The following is a 15,876-nucleotide window of genomic DNA, read 5'->3' on the forward strand; positions in this document are numbered from 1 at the left end:
GGCTGGCGAGGGTTACTTGGTGCGGATGCCGACGAGGCGTTGGAGCAGGATGAACACGAACAGCAGGCCACCAATGACGATCTTGGTCCACCACGAGTTGAGGGTGCCGTCGAAGGTGATCAACGTCTGGATGATGCTGAGCACCAGCACCCCGAGCAGGGTGCCGAAGATGTAGCCGGACCCGCCGGTGAGCAGGGTGCCGCCGATGACGACCGCGGCGATCACGTCCAGCTCCATGCCCACCGCGATCAGCGGGGCGCCGGACAGGGTGTAGAAGGAGAGCAGGATGCCGCCGATCGCCGAGCAGAGCCCGCTGATCGTGTAGACCGCGATCTTCGTACGGCCCACCGGCAGGCCCATCAGCAGCGCGGACTGCTGGTTGCCGCCGATGGCGTACACGTTGCGGCCCAGCCGGGTGTACGCCAGCACGGCCGCCGCCACGGCCACCACCGCGACGGCGATCAGCGCGCCGACCGAGACGAAGTTCTCGCCGAGGTGGATGCGGTGCTGGGCGGTGCTGGTCCAGAAGCCGTCGGTGATCGGGATCGAGGTGGTGCTGATCCAGGTGCACACGCCCCGGGCGAAGAACATCCCGGCGAGGGTGACGATGAAGGGTTGGATGTCGAAGAAGTGGATCACACAGCCCATCGCGAACCCGAGGATCGGGCCGATCAGCAGCGCGATCACCAGCACCACGGCGGGGTGCAGCCCGTTGCCGAGCAGCGACGCCGACACCATCGCGGTCATCGCCACCACCGACCCGACCGACAGGTCGATTCCGCCGGTGAGGATCACGAAGGTCATCCCGACCGCGACGACCAGCAGGAAGCCGTTGTCGATGAAGACGTTGAAGACGACCTGGATGTTGGAGAACGCGCGGTACTGGGAGACGCCGATGGCGTACATCACCAGCAGCAGGGCTGCGGTGGCGAGCACCGGTACGTGCCGGGGTGGCACCCGCCACCAGGCACGCCCCGGACGGGCGGCCAACGGGGTCGTGGTCATGCCGGAACCTGCTCCTTCTCTGTGCCGACCGGCTCCACCGGAGTCACCGGGACGCTGCGCCGACGGCGGAACCGCGCCCGGAAGGCCGGGGCCTGGATGAGACAGACCACGATCACCACGACCGCCTTGAACAGCAGGGACGTCTGCGGGTCGATGTTCATGGCGTAGACCGAGGTGGTCAGGGTCTGGATGAGCAGCGCGCCGACCACGGTGCCACCGAGGTAGAACCGGCCGCCGGCCAGCGCGGTGCCGCCGATGACCACGGCCAGGATGGCGTCCAGCTCGACCCAGAGACCGACCGCGTTGCCGTCGGCGCTGGAGACGTTCGCCGTCATCATGAACCCGGCGATGGCGGCGCAGGCGGCGCTCACCACGTACACCAGGAAGGTGATCCGGCGGGAGCGGATGCCGGCCAGCCGGCTGGCCTCGGCGTTCCCGCCGACCGACTCGATGATCATGCCGAGCGCGGTACGCCGGGTCAGCACCGCCACCAGCACGGTCACCGCGAGCGCGATGACGATGGCGAACGGCAGGGTCAGCAGGTGCCCCACCCCGATCACCTTGTACGGCCCGCTGTTGATGGTGATGATCTGCCCCTCGGCGATCAGCTGGGCCAGCCCCCGGCCGGCCACCATCAGGATCAGCGTGGCGATGATCGGTTGGATGCCGATGCCGGCGACCAGGATGCCGTTCCAGGCCCCGAGCAGCAGGGCCACCCCGAAGCCGAGCGCCACCGCGGTGAGCACCACGCCCAGGCTGTTCTGGTCGGGCTGCTCACTGATGTAGAGGCAGGCGACCGCGCCGGCGACCGCCGCCACCGCGCCCACCGACAGGTCGATGCCGCCGGTGGCGATGACCAGGGACATGCCCAGGGCGACCAGGATCAGCGGCGCGCTGAGCCGGACGATGTCGATCAGGCTGCCGTAGAGGTGGCCGTTCTTCAGCTCCACCGACAGGAAACTCGGCCGGTAGATCGCGTTCGCCACCAGCAGCAGCACCAGCACCACGAGCGGCCAGAACAGCCGGTGGCCGGTGACCCCCGCGACGCGGGTTCGTACGGTGCTCATGCCGGCACCGACCCTTCCTGGGAGCTGCCGCTGGCGATGACCTGCATGACGCGGGCGGCATCGAGGGTGTCGTCGTTGGTGAGTTCGGTGACCAGCTGCCGGTCCCGCATGACGGCGACCTTGTGGCTGAGCCGGAGCACCTCCTCCAGCTCGGCGGAGATGAACAGCACCGCCATCCCGCCGTCGGAGAGCTGCGCGACCAGGCGCTGGATCTCGGTCTTGGCGCCGATGTCGATGCCCCGGGTCGGTTCGTCGAGGATCAGCAGCCGGGGCTCGGTGATCAGCCAGCGGGCCAGCAGCACCTTCTGCTGGTTGCCGCCGGACAGGTTGCGTACCGGCATCTCCGGGTCGGCCGGCCGGATGCTCAACGCCTTGATCCAGTGCTGGACCAGTTCGTCCTGCCGGCGGCGGGGCAGCGGGCGCAGCCAGCCCCGGGCCGCCTGCATGGCCAGGATGATGTTCTCCCGCACCGACAGCTCGCCGACCAGTCCCTCGGTGCGGCGGTTCTCGGAGCAGAACGCGATGTCCCGGTCGATGGCGGCCACCGGGTTGCGGATCGTCACCGGGGTGCCGTCCACGGCGAGCCGGCCGGCGTCGGCGCGGTCCGCGCCGAAGAACAGGCGGGCCACCTCGGTACGCCCCGAGCCGAGCAGCCCGGCCAGGCCGACCACCTCGCCCTGGTGGATGGTGAGGCTGAACGGGGCGACGGAACCGGACCGGCCGAGCCCGTCGGCCGCCACCAGCGGGGTGCCCGACTCCAGGGCCGCCCGGTCCTCGCCACTGGTCGCCTCGTCGAGGCGTTCCAGGGCGTCCAGCTCCTTGCCGATCATCTTCTCCACCAGCGCGATCTGCGGCAGTTCGCTGGTCAGGTACTCGCCGACGAGCCGGCCGTTGCGCAGCACGGTGATCCGGTCGGCGATGGCGTAGACCTGGTCGAGGAAGTGGGTCACGAAGATGATCGCGATGCCGTCGTCGCGCAGCTGCCGCATGATCCGCATCAGCTGGGCCACCTCGTCGGCGTCCAGGCTGGAGGTGGGCTCGTCGAGGATCAGCACCCGGGCCCGGATGTCGACGGCGCGGGCGATGGCGACCATCTGCTGCACGGCCAGCGAGTAGTTGCCGAGCAGTTCGGTGACGTCGATGTGCAGGTCGATACGGGCGAGCAGGTCCTTGGCCCGGCGACGCATCTCGCGCCAGTTGACCGCGCCGAGGCGGCGCGGCTCCCGGCCGATGTAGATGTTCTCCGCCACCGACAGGTTGGGCAGGAGGTTGACCTCCTGGTAGACGGTGCTCACCCCGGCGGCGGTGGCCTGCATCGGGCCGGAGAAGGAGACCTCGGCGCCGTCGAGGGTGATGGTGCCGGAATCGGTGCCGTAGACGCCGGTCAGCACTTTGATGAGGGTTGACTTCCCGGCGCCGTTCTCGCCCATCAGGGCGTGCACCTCACCGGGAAAGAGCCGGAGGTCGACGCCGTCGAGGGCGCGGACCCCGGGGAAGATCTTGCTGATCGCGGTCATCGTCAGGACCGGATGCCTCTCCGACATCCCACCGAACCTTTCCTCGGAAGCGGAGGCCGCCGCGCCGAACGCGGCGGCCTCCGGTCGGATCAGTACTTCCGGTTGGGCAGGGCCGCCTTGGCCTGCTCCTGGGTGAAGGTGGTCTCCTCGGTCTCGACCCGGGCCGGGACCTCCTCGCCGGCCTTGACCTTCTTGGCCAGGTCCATCAGCTGCGGGCCGAGCAGCGGGCTGCACTCCGCGATGAAGTTGAACTTGCCGTCGGCCAGCGCCTGCATGCCGTCCTTGACCGCGTCGATGGTGATGATGGTGATGTCCTTGCCGGGCGTCTTGCCCGCCGCGGTGATCGCCTCCAGCGCGCCCAGGCCCATGTCGTCGTTGTGCGCGAAGAGCACGTCGATCTTCGGGTTGGCCTTGAGGAACTGCTCCATGACCTGCTTGCCGCCGGCCCGGGTGAAGTCACCGCTCTGCGAGGCGACGACCTTCAGGTTGGGGTTGGCGGCGATCGCCTCGGCGAAGCCCTTCTTGCGGTCGTTGGCCGGGGCCGAACCGGTGGTGCCCTGCAGCTCGACGATGTTAACCGGACCGCTCGCGGCCGACTTCTCCTTGACCAGCCACTCGCCGGCGAGCCGGCCCTCCTTGACGAAGTCCGAGCCGATGAAGGTCTTGTAGAGGCTCTTGTCGGCCGAGTCCACGGCCCGGTCGGTCAGGATCACCGGGATCTTGGCGTCCTTGGCCTCCTTGAGCACGGTGTCCCAACCCGACTCCACCACCGGCGAGAAGGCGATCACGTCGACCTTCTGCTGGATGAAGTTGCGGATCGCCTTGATCTGGTTCTCCTGCTTGCCCTGCGCGTCGTCGAACTTCAGGTCGTAGCCGGCCTCGGCGGCCGACTCCTTGATCGAGTTGGTGTTCGCCGTGCGCCAGCCGCTCTCCGCACCGACCTGCGAGAAGCCGATGACCAGCTTGCTGTTGCCACCGCCGCTGCTGCCGTCGCTGTCACCGCCGGTGTCGCTGTTGCCGCAGCCGGCGAGTCCGCCGGCCAGCAGACCGACGGCGAGCATCGCGCCGAGGCCGCGCCGGGTGAGGGTAATGCCGGTCTTCGCCATGTGAAGACTCCTTGTACGGGGATGAGGTGGGGGATGGTGCGTGCGCGGAAGGGCCGGCCGGCTCGGCACGCCGGACGGACGGACCTTCCAGGGGTGGTGCATCGGGTTGCGGTGGATCGACCGGTCCGCCGGGGCGGGCCGGTGGCGAGGACGGGCGGTCGGGCGTTACGGCCCCGACTGCCCGTAGACGTTCTGGTAGCGGTCGTAGAGGGAGTCGATGTCGGCCTGGGCCATCGGCACCGGGGTGCCGAGCGTCCGGGCCAGGTGGGCGGTGCGGGCCACGTCCTCGCACATCACGGCGGCCTTCACCGCCGCGCGGGCGTCCCGGCCGATGGTGAACACGCCGTGGTTGCGCATCAGCACCGCCGGTGAGCGGTGCCCGGACAGGGTCGCCACGATGCCCTTGCCGATGTCGTCCCCGCCGATGAGCGCGAACGGACCGACCGGGATCTCGCCGCCGAACTCGTCGGCCTGGGCGGTGAGGTTGCACGGGATCGCCTCGCCGCAGGCGGCCCAGGCGGTGGCGTACCCGCTGTGGGTGTGCACCACGCCGCCGACCTCGGGCATCGCCCGGTAGACGTAGGCGTGGGCGGCGGTGTCGCTGGACGGCGAGAGGTCACCGTCGACCACGACCCCGTCGAGGTCGCAGACGATCATGTTGTCGGGCCGCAGGTCGTCGTAGGACACCCCGCTCGGCTTGATCACCATCAGCTCCCGGCCGGGCACCCGGGCCGAGACGTTGCCGGCCGTCCAGGCCACCAGGTTGTAGCGCACCAGCTCGCCGTGCAGGGTGGCCACCTGCGCGCGTAGCCGGGCCACCTCGGCGTCGAGGTCGAGGGTCATGCCGGCACCTCCAGGGGGTCGGTGGTCGGTTCGGCGACGGCCGGACGGCGGGCGGCGTTGCGGATCGCCCGCAGCCGCAGCAGCACGTCGTCGCCGCCCCGGCCGAAGTGGTCGTGCAGCCGGCGGTACTCGGCGTAGAGCGCGTCGTAGGCGTCGGCGCGCTCCGGGTCGGGCCGGTAGACCTCACGGTCGACCCGGCCCATCGCCGTCGAGGCGGTCAGCACGTCGGGGTACGCGCCGGCCGCGACCGCCGCGTGGATCGCCGAGCCCAGGGCCGGGCCCTGCGCCGAGCCGATGATGCCCAGCGGACGGCGGGTCACGTCGGCGTAGATCTGCATCAGCAGGCTGTTGCCGGTCAGCCCGCCGGCCACGATCAGCTCGTCGACCGGGACGCCCGCCTCGGCGAAAGCCTCGATGATCATGCGGGTGCCGTACGCGGTGGACTCCAGCAGCGCCCGGTAGACGTCCGGCGGCCGGGTGGCCAGGGTGAGGCCGACGAGCACCCCGCTGAGGTCGTGGTTGACCAGCAGCGAGCGGTTGCCGTTCCACCAGTCCAGGGCGACCAGGCCGTGGGCGCCGACGGGCTGCGCGGCGGCGGCCTCGGTGAGCTCCTCGTGGGAGGCGAATCCGGCGGGGGCGGCGTGCTTGACGTACCAGCCGAAGATGTCGCCGACGCCGCTCTGGCCGGCCTCGTAGCCCCAGGAGCCGGCGCTGATCCCGCCGTCGACCACGCCGCACATGCCGGCCACCTCGGCCCGCTCGGTACCGTTGACCACGTGGCAGGTGGAGGTGCCCATGATGGCGACCAGCCGGCCGGGGGTCAGCGCCTGCGCGGCGGCGGCGGTGACGTGGGCGTCGACGTTGCCGACGGCGACCGCGATCCCCTCCGGCAGCCCGGTCCAGGCGGCGGCCTGCGCGGTGAGCCCGCCGGCCCGTGCGCCGAGCTGCGCCAGCGGCCCGTCGATCTTGGCGACGAAGTCGGCGAAGCCGGGGTTCAACGCGGACAGGTACGCCGGGGACGGGTAGTGGCCGTCCTGGAGCAGCCCCTTGTAGCCGGCGGTGCAGACGTTGCGGGTCTCGACGCCGCACAGCTGCCAGACGATCCAGTCGGCGGCCTCGATCCAGCGCTCGGCGCGGGCGTAGACCTCCGGGTCCTCCTCCAGCAGTTGCAGCCCCTTGGCGTACTGCCACTCGGCGGAGATCTTGCCGCCGTAGCGGCCGATCCAGGACTCGCCCCGGGAGTGGGCCAGCGCGTTGATCCGGTCGGCCTGCGGTTGGGCGGCGTGGTGCTTCCACAGCTTCACCCAGGCGTGCGGGCGGGTACGCAGGTCGGGCAGCTCGCACAGCGGGGTGCCGTCGGCCAGGGTGGGCAGCACGGTGCAGGCGGTGAAGTCGATGCCGATGGCGACCACCTGGGCCGGGTCGACGCCGCTCTCGGCGAGCGCGGCGGGCACCGCCCGGCGCAGCACCTCGCGGTAGTCGTCCGGGTCCTGCAGCGCCCAGTCGGCCGGCAGGGTCCGGCCGTCGACGGCGAGCGTCGTGTCCATCACGCCGTGGCGGTACTCGTGCACCGCCGTGCCCAGCTCGGCGCCGTCGCCGACCCGCACCACCAGCGCCCGACCCGACAGCGTGCCGTAGTCGACGCCGACGACGTACCGGTCCTGCGGCCTCGCGCCTGCATCCATGCCGTTCTCCGTTCAATCGTTGGGGGCAAGTGTTAGCGCTCACATGGAATCCGTCAAGGCGCATCCATGTAACACTGCCGTAACCATCCTGAGCGGCCCCGGCACGGCATCCACGATCACCGCTCCGACCAGCCATCGAGCAGCCGACATACGCCGAACAGGTGAGCGGTCACATCCGTTCGGCCGGGCCGGCCCTTGACACGCCTGCGCGGACGGTTCCAGACTTCGGGGCGACCGCGCGGCGGGCCCGGAGCCGGGCCGGACGGGCGACGACCGGTCCCACCGGCGTCGTCGCGTCCACCTGCCGTGCCCGCGCGACGGACCACGGCCCTCGTCCGCCCGAGACGGACCACACGGCCTTCGTCGCCACCCGGAGGAGGCCGCATGAGGATCGTCGACGCCCGGGTCATCGTGACCTGTCCGGGTCGCAACTTCGTCACCCTGAAGATCGTCACCGACGAGGGGGTCACCGGCGTCGGGGACGCCACCCTCAACGGCCGGGAGCTGGCCGTCGCGTCCTACCTGCGCGACCACGTCGTGCCCCTGCTGATCGGGCGCGACCCGGCCCGGATCGAGGACACCTGGCAGTACCTCTACCAGGGCGCCTACTGGCGACGCGGGCCGGTGACGATGAGCGCGATCGCCGCCGTGGACACCGCCCTGTGGGACATCAAGGGCAAGGTCGCCGGCCTGCCGGTCTACCAGCTGCTCGGCGGCCGGTCCCGGGACGGGGTCACCGTCTACGGGCACGCCAACGGCGAGACCGTCGAGGACGTGCTGGTCGAGGTCGCCCGCTACGTGGACCTCGGCTACCGGGCGGTCCGGGTGCAGTGCGGCGTGCCCGGCCTGCCGAAGACCTACGGGGTCAGCGCCGACAAGCTGTTCTACGAGCCGGCCGACGCGGCCCTGCCCAGCGAGGCCACCTGGTCCACCGCGCGCTACCTGGCGCACGTCCCGACGGTCTTCGCCCGGGTACGCGACGAGTTCGGCCCCACCCTGCGGCTGCTGCACGACGTGCACCACCGGCTCAGCCCGATCGAGGCCGCCCGGCTCGGCAGGAGCCTGGAGCCGTACGCGCTGACCTGGATGGAGGACCCGGTCCCCGCCGAACTGCCGGAGGGGTTCCGGCTGATCCGCCAGCACACCACCACCCCGGTCGCCGTCGGCGAGGTGTTCAACACCATCTGGGACGCCGCCCAGCTCATCCGGGAACAGCTCATCGACTACATCCGCACCACGGTGGTGCACGCCGGTGGCATCACCCACCTGCGGCGCATCTTCGACCTGGCGGCGCTGCACCACGTGCGCAGCGGCTCGCACGGGGCCACCGACCTCTCGCCCGTCTGCATGGCCGCCGCCCTGCACCTGGACATCGCCATCCCCAACTTCGGCCTCCAGGAGTACATGCGGCACACCGACGCCACCGACGAGGTCTTCCCGCACGGCTACCACTACGCCGACGGCTACCTGCACCCGGCGGAGACCCCCGGCCTCGGCGTGGACATCGACGAACAGGCTGCGGCCCGCTACCCGTACGCCCCGGCGTACCTGCCGGTCAACCGGCTGGAGGACGGCACCGTCCACCCCTGGTGAGCCGGGGCGACACCGGGCCGCCCGGGGGTCAGCGCAGCTCCTTGACCCGGATCAGGTTGCCGGCCGGGTCGCGGAAGGCGCAGTCGCGTACCCCGTACGGCTGGTCGATCGGCTCCTGCACGACCTCGGCGGCGCCGGCCTGCACCTTCTCGAAGGTGCCGTCGAGGTCGCCGGTGGCCAGCATGAGCCAGCCGTAGGTGCCCTTGGCCATCATCTCGGCGATGGTGCGGCGTTCCTCGTCGGTGACCCCCGGGTCGACCGCCGGCGGGGCCAGCAGGACGGACGTGCCGGGCTGGCCGGGCGGGCCGACGGTGATCCAGCGCATCCGTCCCGTCCCCACGTCGTTGCGGACCTCGAAGCCGAGGATGTCGCGGTAGAAGGCCAGCGAGGCGTCCGGGTCGTCGTGCGGCAGGACGCAGGTGTCGATGGTGAGATCCATGCCGATCACGCTAGGTGATGACCGGGGCGGGTGCTTCTCGATTCCTGACCGGCCGGGTCACCTGTCTGGTCAGGCACGGCGGCAACTGCGCCGACCCCTGCGCCGCCAGCGCCCGGTAGCTGCTCGGTGGCATGCCGACCAGCTCGGCGAAGCGGGTGCTGAAGGTGCCCAGCGACGAGCAGCCGACCGCGAAGCAGACCTCGGTGACGCTGAGGTCGCCCCGGCGCAGCAGTGCCATCGCCCGCTCGATCCGCCGGGTCATCAGATAGGAGTACGGTGACTCGCCGTAGGCGCGGCGGAACTGCCGGCTCAGGTGACCGGCCGACATGTGCACGCCCCGGGCGAGCGCCTCGACGTCCAGCGGTTGGGCGTACTCGCGGTCGATCCGGTCCCGCACCCGGCGCAGCCGGGCCAGGTCACGTAGCTGCTGGTCGGGGGCGGATCTGCCGGTCATCCCGTGATCGTGCCAGGTCCCGCCGGCCGACGTCGGCCACCCCGGGGCGGGTCGGGCACGGGGAGTCAGTGGATGCGGCGGCCCCGGGCGTCGGGCACCCCGGACTTGCGGAAGAAGTACGTGTTGACCTGGTCCCGCCACTCGGTCGCGCAGCGCAGCTGCTCGGCGAGGCGTTCGGTGACCCGGTCGTGCACCGCCGGGTCGATCATCCCGGCCAGCCCGGCCCACCGCTCCCGCATCGCCTCCACCTCCGCCACCCCGGCGAAGTGGGTGTCGTAGATGTGCTGGATGACCGTGACGCCGCTGTGCAGCACGTGGGAGTACGGCACGTGGTGGAAGAAGAGCAGCAGCTCGTCCGGGCACCGCTCCAGCGACTCGTACAGCTGCGACCAGGGCGGCGGGTACTGGCCGGCGAAGCCGGTGCCGGTCGCCCGGGTCCGGTCCACCCCGACGCCGTCGCGGTCGGCGAAGTGGTAGGTGCCCCACCGGCTGTACTCGTAGCCGTCGACGCCGGGCCCGTAGTGGCCGGCCGGGTTCACCATGAAGCCGACGCCCAGCGGGGCGGTGTACCGCTCGTAGGTGCGCCACGAGTCGTCCAGCACCGCGTGCAGCGTCTCGCGGACCAGCGCCGGGTCGCCGAGGGTCGACGCCGGGAAGGTCAGGTCGATCCACTCGTCGAGGAGCGCCGCCGGGTCGAGCTGGGGGTCCCAGGCCAGCCGGCCGAAGGCGTACAGGTTGGCCTGGGCCAGCGGGTGCCCGCACCAGAACGGGTCGTCGCCCACGTTGGCCACGGCCACCAGGTCGCCGCCCCGGCGGGGTCCCGGGCCGGGCACGTCGGCCAGCACGTCGGCGACGCTGCGTTCGGCCGGCCCCCACGGCCGGAACGCCAGCACCTCGTGCCACCAGGGGGCCAGGTAGCAGGCGTGCCACTGCTGGCCGGTGTACTCCTGGGTCACCTGCAACTCCACCGCCAGCCGGGTGGCCGGCATGGCGGCGATCACCGGCGAGACCGGCTCGCGGGGCTGGAAGTCGACCGGGCCGAACTTCACCTGGAGGACGACGTTGTCGGCGAACCGCCCGTCCAGCGGGGCGAAGTGGTCGTACGCGGCGCGGGCCCGGTCGGTCGTCCGGTCCCGCCAGTCCTGCCGGTGGTCGTAGACGAACGCCCGCCAGTGCACCACTCCCCCGTGCGGGGCGAGCGCGGCGGCCAGCAGGTTCGCCCCGTCGGCGTGGTCGCGGCCGTAGCTGAACGGGCCGGGCTGCCCCTCCGAGTCGGCCTTCACCACGTACCCGCCGAAGTCGGGGATGCGCGCGTAGACCCGGCGGGTGGTGGTTTCCCACCAGTCGCGCACCTGCTCGTCGAGCGGGTCGGCGGTGGGCAGGCCGCCGAGGACGACGGGGGCGGCGAAGGTCACCGACAGGTGCACCCGCACGCCGTACGGGCGCAGCAGGTCGGCGATGCCGGCCACGTCGTCGAGCCGGTCGGTCAGCAGCAGCGCCTCGGTGGGGCCGACGTTGACGTTGTTCACCGAGATCGCGTTGACCCCCGTCGAGGCGAGCAGCCGCCCGTACGCCCGCAGCCGGTCCCGGTCGCCGCGCGGCCCGCCGTCCCGCCAGAAGATCGACCCACCGGCGTAGCCCCGCTCCACCTGCCCCATCACCGGGTGCACCGCCACGTTGTCCCAGTGGTCGAGCATCCGGCGGCGCAGCGCGGGCCGGTGGGTACGCGCCGGCTGTTCCCCGGTGAACGCGGCCTCGCCGAGGCGGACCAGGTGGAACAGCCCGTAGAGCAGCCCGGCCGGCGCGTCGGCCAGCAGCACCGTGACGTCGTCGACCCGGGCCGACCGGAAACCCTCGTCGCCCAGCGGCCCGCCGTCGGAGTCCGCGGCCTGCGGCACCGCCGGGGGCAGCGGTCCCCCGCCACGCAGGGCCAGCACCAGGTCGACCGGCCCGGCCGTCGCGGTCCCGGCGGCGGTCCGCTCCACCCGCCCGCCGTGCCGGGCGCAGGCGCGGGCCACCTCGTCGTGGACCGTGTCGACGAGCGGGCCGTCGCCGTGCACCAGCACCCGACGCGCGCCGAGCGCCCGGAACGCCTCCGGCGGCAGCCACGCCGGGTGCGGCGGCGGTTCCCCCGCCCCGGTGGCGGTGGCCGGGGCGGTGCCGGTGGCCGGGGCGGTGCCGGTGGCCGGGGCGGTGGCGGGGCTGGTCATCCGGTGAAGTCCTTCCGCACGAGGTCGGTCATCGGGGTGGTGATCCGCAGGTACGCCAGGACGAACGGGCCGGCCAGCAGCACCGGCAGCGCCTCGGAGACGAGCACGGTGAGCGCCCCGGCGGCGGCCAGCAGCAGGGCGGTGCCGATGGTGACGGCGGGCGTGCGGACCAGGAAGTACAGCGCCAGCCGGAGCACGTCGCGGGTGCGGAAGGTGAACAGCGAGGCGATCACCAGCGCGTTGCCGCCGACCAGGGTGACCGCGACCCCGATCACGAGCAGCGGCACCGCCCAGCCGGTGGGGACGCCCGCGACGGACAGGTGGGTGAGGTTGACCGCGATGACGGTCAGCCAGAGCAGCAGCGGCACCCAGATCCGGAGCACCTGCGCGAGGTTGGCCCGGTAGCCCTGCCGGAACCGGGCGGCGGGCCGCAGGTCGGTCAGGTCGGGGCGCTGGTGGTGCAGGGCGTACAGGGCGGCGGAGACGGCGGGACCGACCGGGAGCAGGCAGAGCGCCACCAGCGGCAGGTTGCTGGCGTCGCGGCCGAGCAGGAGCACCGGGACCAGGCCGGGAAGGGTGGTGAGGACCAGCAGGAAACCGACGACGAGCACGGTGTACACCGTGGCGGCGGCCCGCGACAACGGGCCGTCGCCGACCTCCCGCCAGGTCTGCGCGCTCACGACCGCTCGTCCCGGTCGGCCGACGGAGGGCCGCCGAGCAGCCGGGTGCCGTCCCACCACGGCGGGGTCTCGTCGCGTACCGCCGCCAGTTCGACGAGGGTGACCTCGTGCCGGGCCAGGTCGAGGTCGAGGTCGACCCGGCCGGCGGTGATCGGCAGGGCGCGGTGGGAGCGGGCCGGCTCGGCGGCCTCCCGCAGGCTGTCGAGCTGCCCGGGGCGGGGGGACCGGGGGCGCCCCATCTCGCTCCAGGCCGTCCAGGCGTTGCCGGCGTCCTCGCTGACCGAGGAGCGCAGCAGGAAGGCCGAGGTGACCTCCCCGCCCGTCGTCGTGGCGGACGCCACCGGCACCGACAGGGCCAGCGGGTGCCGGTCGGGCACCGGGTGCAGGCCGGTCACGTCCACCGGGGCCCAGGCCAGGATGGCGACGCGGCCGTCGGGGTGCCGGGTGACCAGGTGGTCCGCGCCCCGGGCGAGCACGTCGCCACCGAGCCGGGCCAGGAACGCGTACAGGTGGTAGGTGGGCTTCTTGATCTGGCGGTGGGTGAGCAGGCCGAACCCGCCGTGGAACAGCGCGGTCGGCACCCCCACCTCCTCGAACACGTCGCTGAACGTCCAGTACGAGAAGGAGTCGACCAGGTCGCCGCCGGCCGCCAGCACCGGCGCGAGGTAGGCCGCGTGGAAGGCCGTGTCGTGGATCGGGTTGTCCGGCCGGTAGGAGGAGTTGAACTCGGTGATGTGCACCGGCAGGTCGGCCAGCGCGGTGCCGTACAGGTGCCGGCGCGGGGCGGCGAACTGTTCCAGCAGAGACGACGCCGGGGACAGCGTCTGGTGGGTGCCGAACGGCACGTGCTGGGCGGGGCCGGAGGTGTAGGCGTGCCGGCTGACGAAGTCGACAGGCACGTCGTGCGTGGTGACGAAGTCGGCGAAGGGCTCCCACCAGTCGTCCGCGCCGGGCGAGATGGCCGGGCCGCCGACCTGCAACCCGGCGTCGACCTCCTTGACCGCGTGCGCGGTCACCTCGTAGAGGCGGTGGTAGGCGTCGCGGTCGGCGCCCTGCCAGAAGTCCGGCAGGTTCGGCTCGTTCCACACCTCGATCGGCCAGCCGCGCACCTCGTCGAGGCCGTACCGGTCGACCAGGTGGGCCACCGTGGCGCGGACCAGGTCGGCCCACTCCGACCAGCAGCGGGGCGGGGTGACGTTGCCCTGCCACCAGAACACCGTCTGCTCGCCGGAGGCCAGCCCCTCGGGCATGAAGCCCAGCTCCACGAAGGGTCGGATGCCCAGCCCGAGGTAGGCGTCGACGACCTGGTCGACGTACGTGAAGGAGTGGTGCACCCGGCGTTCGTCGCCGTGCCGGTAGGGGCGGTGCACGCCGACGCCGTCGCTGAGCAGGCCGTGCCCCCGGATGTGCCGGAACCCGATGTCCTGCTGGATCAGGGCCAGCGAGTCCTGGTAGTCGCGGCGCAGGGCCAACTCGAACCGTCCGGTGCCGACGCACTGCCGCCAGGCGTCGGTGAGCCGCCCCACGGGTCGGGCGGGAACGGTGATCCGCATCGTGGTGTCCTCCGGTGCTCGCCGGGCCGGGTCGGTCAGCCGTTGTCCTTCTCGAACCGCTCGTGTGCCTTGTTGACCAGGCCGATGTACTGGTCGGCGTTCTTGGCCTTCAGCTCACCGACGTAGGCGTCCCACTCGGTGAGGGGCCGCTGGCCGAGGATGAACTTCAGCGTGTTCTGGACGACGTGGTCCTTCAGCGGGGTCTCCCAGAGCGACGCCTGCTCCCGCTCGGAGTCGGTGAGCGGGGCCGGCGGGTCGACCGGCAACGGCGTCCGGGCGTTCATCACCTTCTGGAACTCCATCTCCTCCGGGGAGAAGAACGACTGCACCAGGTCGAGCTTGCCGCCGTAGGAGAACACCCCGTTGCCGAAGCCGAAGTCCTTCTGCAGGTGCTTGCTGCCCTTGGGGTTGAGCCCGATCATGTCGACGTCGGGGTTGAGGGTGTACTTGCCGGCGGCGTCCTTGGTGTAGGTGGTGCCCTCGACGCCCCACTTGGCGAATTCCTCGCCGGCCTCGGAGTAGTACAGCCAGTCGATGAACTGCATCATCGCCACGAAGTTCTTGCTGTCCCGGGCCTTCTTGGAGATCATGATGCCGTTCTCCAGCCGGCTGGCCGGGTTGATCTCGCCGGCCGGGCCGACCAGCAGCGGGATCTTGGTCAGCTTGGCGTTCGGCAGGGTCTTGGCCAGGTCGGGGCGGTAGTCGTTGACCAGGCTCTGGGCGTTGCTGCCGATGACGAAGGACTTGCCGTTGGCGAGCTTCTGCCGGGCCTGCTCGTCGGTCTGGGTGAAACTCTCCGGGTCGAGCAGCTTCTCGGCCACCAGCTTGTTGAGGTACACGATCACCTGCTTGTACTGCTCGGTGGCGCCGGTGTAGACGAACTTCTTCGCCGCCGGGTCCCAGGTGGCGGGGTTCCAGCTCCAGCCGGTCCGGATGCCGTGCGCGGCGCCGACGATGCTCAGCAGCTCACCGCCCGGGTTCGGCTTGCTCCACCGGTCCGAGTACGGGTACGAGTCGGGGTAACGCGCCTTCATCGCCTTGAGCACGGTGTACAGCTCGTCCCAGGTCTTGGGGATCTGGAGGTTGAGCTGCTGGAGGATGTCGGTGCGCACCGCGATCGAGTACTCCGCCCACGGCTTCTCGTGCAGGCCCGGGAGCAGGTAGAACTTGCCGTCGGACTGCCGCAGCGTGTCGAACTCCGGTTGGAGGTTCCACTTGGCGATCTTGTCCTTGAGGTTGGGCATCAGGTCCAGGTAGTCGCTCACCGGGAGGATCGCGCCGGAGGAGACGAAGGCGTTCTCCGCCGGGTGGTACGTCTTCGGGATGATCAGCGGGGCGTCGCCGGCACCGATCAGCAGGCTGCGCTTCTGCTCGTAGTCGCTCAGCGGCACGGCCACCGGTTCGAGCTTGACGTTGGTCCGCTTGGTCAGCTCCGACCAGAACAGCCAGTCGTCCTTGAGCGGGTAGTTCGGGTGGTTGTTGTAGAGGATGGAGAAGGAGAGCGGCTCGGTGGCCTTGAACTGCGTCCCGAGAGCGTAGTCGGCCATCGCGCCGGCCCGGTTGCCGTCGAGGTTCTTGGCGTCCGGGGCGTCGTCGGAGCAGGCCCCGACGAGGGTGAGGGTGAGCAGCCCGGCAGCGGCTATCGCCACGCGGCGCCACGTCCTGTGGAACATGGCTCGTCCTTTCGGTCAGGTGGGGTGTGGGGTGCAGTGGGTGGAGCGGTC

The 15,876-nt window shown here is 71.5% G+C and carries 13 protein-coding genes; 1 reads left to right on the forward strand and 12 read right to left on the reverse strand.

Annotated features, from left to right (window positions below; translation table 11 throughout):
• Nucleotides 1–12: 12 nt before the first annotated feature.
• The 6 genes from yjfF to araB all read right to left on the reverse strand — a co-directional run bounded on the left by yjfF (nt 13) and on the right by araB (nt 7,223).
• Complete coding sequence (yjfF, locus tag H1A17_RS17595) at nt 13–1,005, reverse strand: galactofuranose ABC transporter, permease protein YjfF (RefSeq protein ID WP_194822362.1); 993 nt, start codon at nt 1,003–1,005, stop codon at nt 13–15.
• On the reverse strand, nt 1,002–2,072 hold the full coding sequence (locus tag H1A17_RS17600) for an ABC transporter permease (protein WP_194822363.1): 1,071 nt from the start codon (nt 2,070–2,072) through the stop codon (nt 1,002–1,004). Before H1A17_RS17600 ends, yjfF begins: the two co-directional genes overlap by 4 nt.
• The gene (locus H1A17_RS17605; protein WP_194822364.1) at nt 2,069–3,616 is read right to left on the reverse strand and encodes a sugar ABC transporter ATP-binding protein; all 1,548 of its coding nucleotides are present in this window, start codon (nt 3,614–3,616) and stop codon (nt 2,069–2,071) included. Before H1A17_RS17605 ends, H1A17_RS17600 begins: the two co-directional genes overlap by 4 nt.
• A 62-nt stretch (nt 3,617–3,678) precedes the next feature.
• Entirely contained in the window at nt 3,679–4,695 is a 1,017-nt protein-coding gene (locus tag H1A17_RS17610; RefSeq protein ID WP_194822365.1) for an ABC transporter substrate-binding protein, read from the reverse strand.
• A gap of 165 nt (nt 4,696–4,860) precedes the next feature.
• Nucleotides 4,861–5,538: an L-ribulose-5-phosphate 4-epimerase gene (locus H1A17_RS17615; RefSeq protein WP_145919609.1), complete on the reverse strand. Its 678-nt coding sequence runs from the start codon at nt 5,536–5,538 to the stop codon at nt 4,861–4,863.
• On the reverse strand, nt 5,535–7,223 hold the full coding sequence (araB, locus tag H1A17_RS17620) for a ribulokinase (RefSeq protein WP_194822366.1): 1,689 nt from the start codon (nt 7,221–7,223) through the stop codon (nt 5,535–5,537). The genes H1A17_RS17615 and araB overlap by 4 nt, the downstream gene beginning before the upstream one ends.
• A 384-nt stretch (nt 7,224–7,607) precedes the next feature.
• On the opposite strand from araB, the gene manD reads away from it, so the two are divergent.
• Nucleotides 7,608–8,816 (forward strand): D-mannonate dehydratase ManD, encoded by a 1,209-nt coding sequence (gene manD / locus H1A17_RS17625; RefSeq protein ID WP_145919607.1) that lies wholly within the window; start codon nt 7,608–7,610, stop codon nt 8,814–8,816.
• A gap of 28 nt (nt 8,817–8,844) precedes the next feature.
• On the opposite strand, the gene H1A17_RS17630 is transcribed toward manD, so the two are convergent.
• The 6 genes from H1A17_RS17630 to H1A17_RS17655 form a co-directional block, all read right to left on the reverse strand.
• The gene (locus tag H1A17_RS17630) at nt 8,845–9,255 is read right to left on the reverse strand and encodes a VOC family protein (RefSeq protein WP_145919606.1); all 411 of its coding nucleotides are present in this window, start codon (nt 9,253–9,255) and stop codon (nt 8,845–8,847) included.
• Between the two features lie 10 nt (nt 9,256–9,265).
• Nucleotides 9,266–9,709, reverse strand: a complete 444-nt coding sequence (locus tag H1A17_RS17635; RefSeq protein ID WP_145919605.1) for a helix-turn-helix transcriptional regulator — start codon at nt 9,707–9,709, stop codon at nt 9,266–9,268.
• 65 nt (nt 9,710–9,774) lie between these two features.
• Complete coding sequence (locus H1A17_RS17640) at nt 9,775–11,919, reverse strand: alpha-glucuronidase (protein WP_145919604.1); 2,145 nt, start codon at nt 11,917–11,919, stop codon at nt 9,775–9,777.
• On the reverse strand, nt 11,916–12,599 hold the full coding sequence (locus H1A17_RS17645) for a DUF624 domain-containing protein (RefSeq protein ID WP_145919603.1): 684 nt from the start codon (nt 12,597–12,599) through the stop codon (nt 11,916–11,918). The genes H1A17_RS17640 and H1A17_RS17645 overlap by 4 nt, the downstream gene beginning before the upstream one ends.
• Nucleotides 12,596–14,152: a xylan 1,4-beta-xylosidase gene (locus tag H1A17_RS17650; RefSeq protein ID WP_145919602.1), complete on the reverse strand. Its 1,557-nt coding sequence runs from the start codon at nt 14,150–14,152 to the stop codon at nt 12,596–12,598. The genes H1A17_RS17645 and H1A17_RS17650 overlap by 4 nt, the downstream gene beginning before the upstream one ends.
• 35 nt (nt 14,153–14,187) lie before the next feature.
• Nucleotides 14,188–15,825 carry an extracellular solute-binding protein gene (locus tag H1A17_RS17655; RefSeq protein WP_145919601.1) on the reverse strand — a complete coding sequence of 546 codons (1,638 nt, stop codon included), beginning with the start codon at nt 15,823–15,825 and terminating at the stop codon, nt 14,188–14,190.
• Nucleotides 15,826–15,876: the final 51 nt, after the last annotated feature.

The organism is Micromonospora sp. S-DT3-3-22, assembly GCF_015354745.1.
GTDB classification, from domain to species: domain Bacteria; phylum Actinomycetota; class Actinomycetes; order Mycobacteriales; family Micromonosporaceae; genus Micromonospora; species Micromonospora wenchangensis.

What these genes read in the sequence shown, in the direction of transcription:
- yjfF (WP_194822362.1), bottom strand. Translation starts at nt 1,005, where the DNA reads ATGACCACGACCCCGTTGGCCGCCCGTCCGGGGCGTGCCTGGTGGCGG.
- H1A17_RS17600 (WP_194822363.1), bottom strand. Translation starts at nt 2,072, where the DNA reads ATGAGCACCGTACGAACCCGCGTCGCGGGGGTCACCGGCCACCGGCTG.
- H1A17_RS17605 (WP_194822364.1), bottom strand. Translation starts at nt 3,616, where the DNA reads ATGTCGGAGAGGCATCCGGTCCTGACGATGACCGCGATCAGCAAGATC.
- H1A17_RS17610 (WP_194822365.1), bottom strand. Translation starts at nt 4,695, where the DNA reads ATGGCGAAGACCGGCATTACCCTCACCCGGCGCGGCCTCGGCGCGATG.
- H1A17_RS17615 (WP_145919609.1), bottom strand. Translation starts at nt 5,538, where the DNA reads ATGACCCTCGACCTCGACGCCGAGGTGGCCCGGCTACGCGCGCAGGTG.
- araB (WP_194822366.1), bottom strand. Translation starts at nt 7,223, where the DNA reads ATGGATGCAGGCGCGAGGCCGCAGGACCGGTACGTCGTCGGCGTCGAC.
- manD (WP_145919607.1), top strand. Translation starts at nt 7,608, where the DNA reads ATGAGGATCGTCGACGCCCGGGTCATCGTGACCTGTCCGGGTCGCAAC.
- H1A17_RS17630 (WP_145919606.1), bottom strand. Translation starts at nt 9,255, where the DNA reads ATGGATCTCACCATCGACACCTGCGTCCTGCCGCACGACGACCCGGAC.
- H1A17_RS17635 (WP_145919605.1), bottom strand. Translation starts at nt 9,709, where the DNA reads ATGACCGGCAGATCCGCCCCCGACCAGCAGCTACGTGACCTGGCCCGG.
- H1A17_RS17640 (WP_145919604.1), bottom strand. Translation starts at nt 11,919, where the DNA reads ATGACCAGCCCCGCCACCGCCCCGGCCACCGGCACCGCCCCGGCCACC.
- H1A17_RS17650 (WP_145919602.1), bottom strand. Translation starts at nt 14,152, where the DNA reads ATGCGGATCACCGTTCCCGCCCGACCCGTGGGGCGGCTCACCGACGCC.
- H1A17_RS17655 (WP_145919601.1), bottom strand. Translation starts at nt 15,825, where the DNA reads ATGTTCCACAGGACGTGGCGCCGCGTGGCGATAGCCGCTGCCGGGCTG.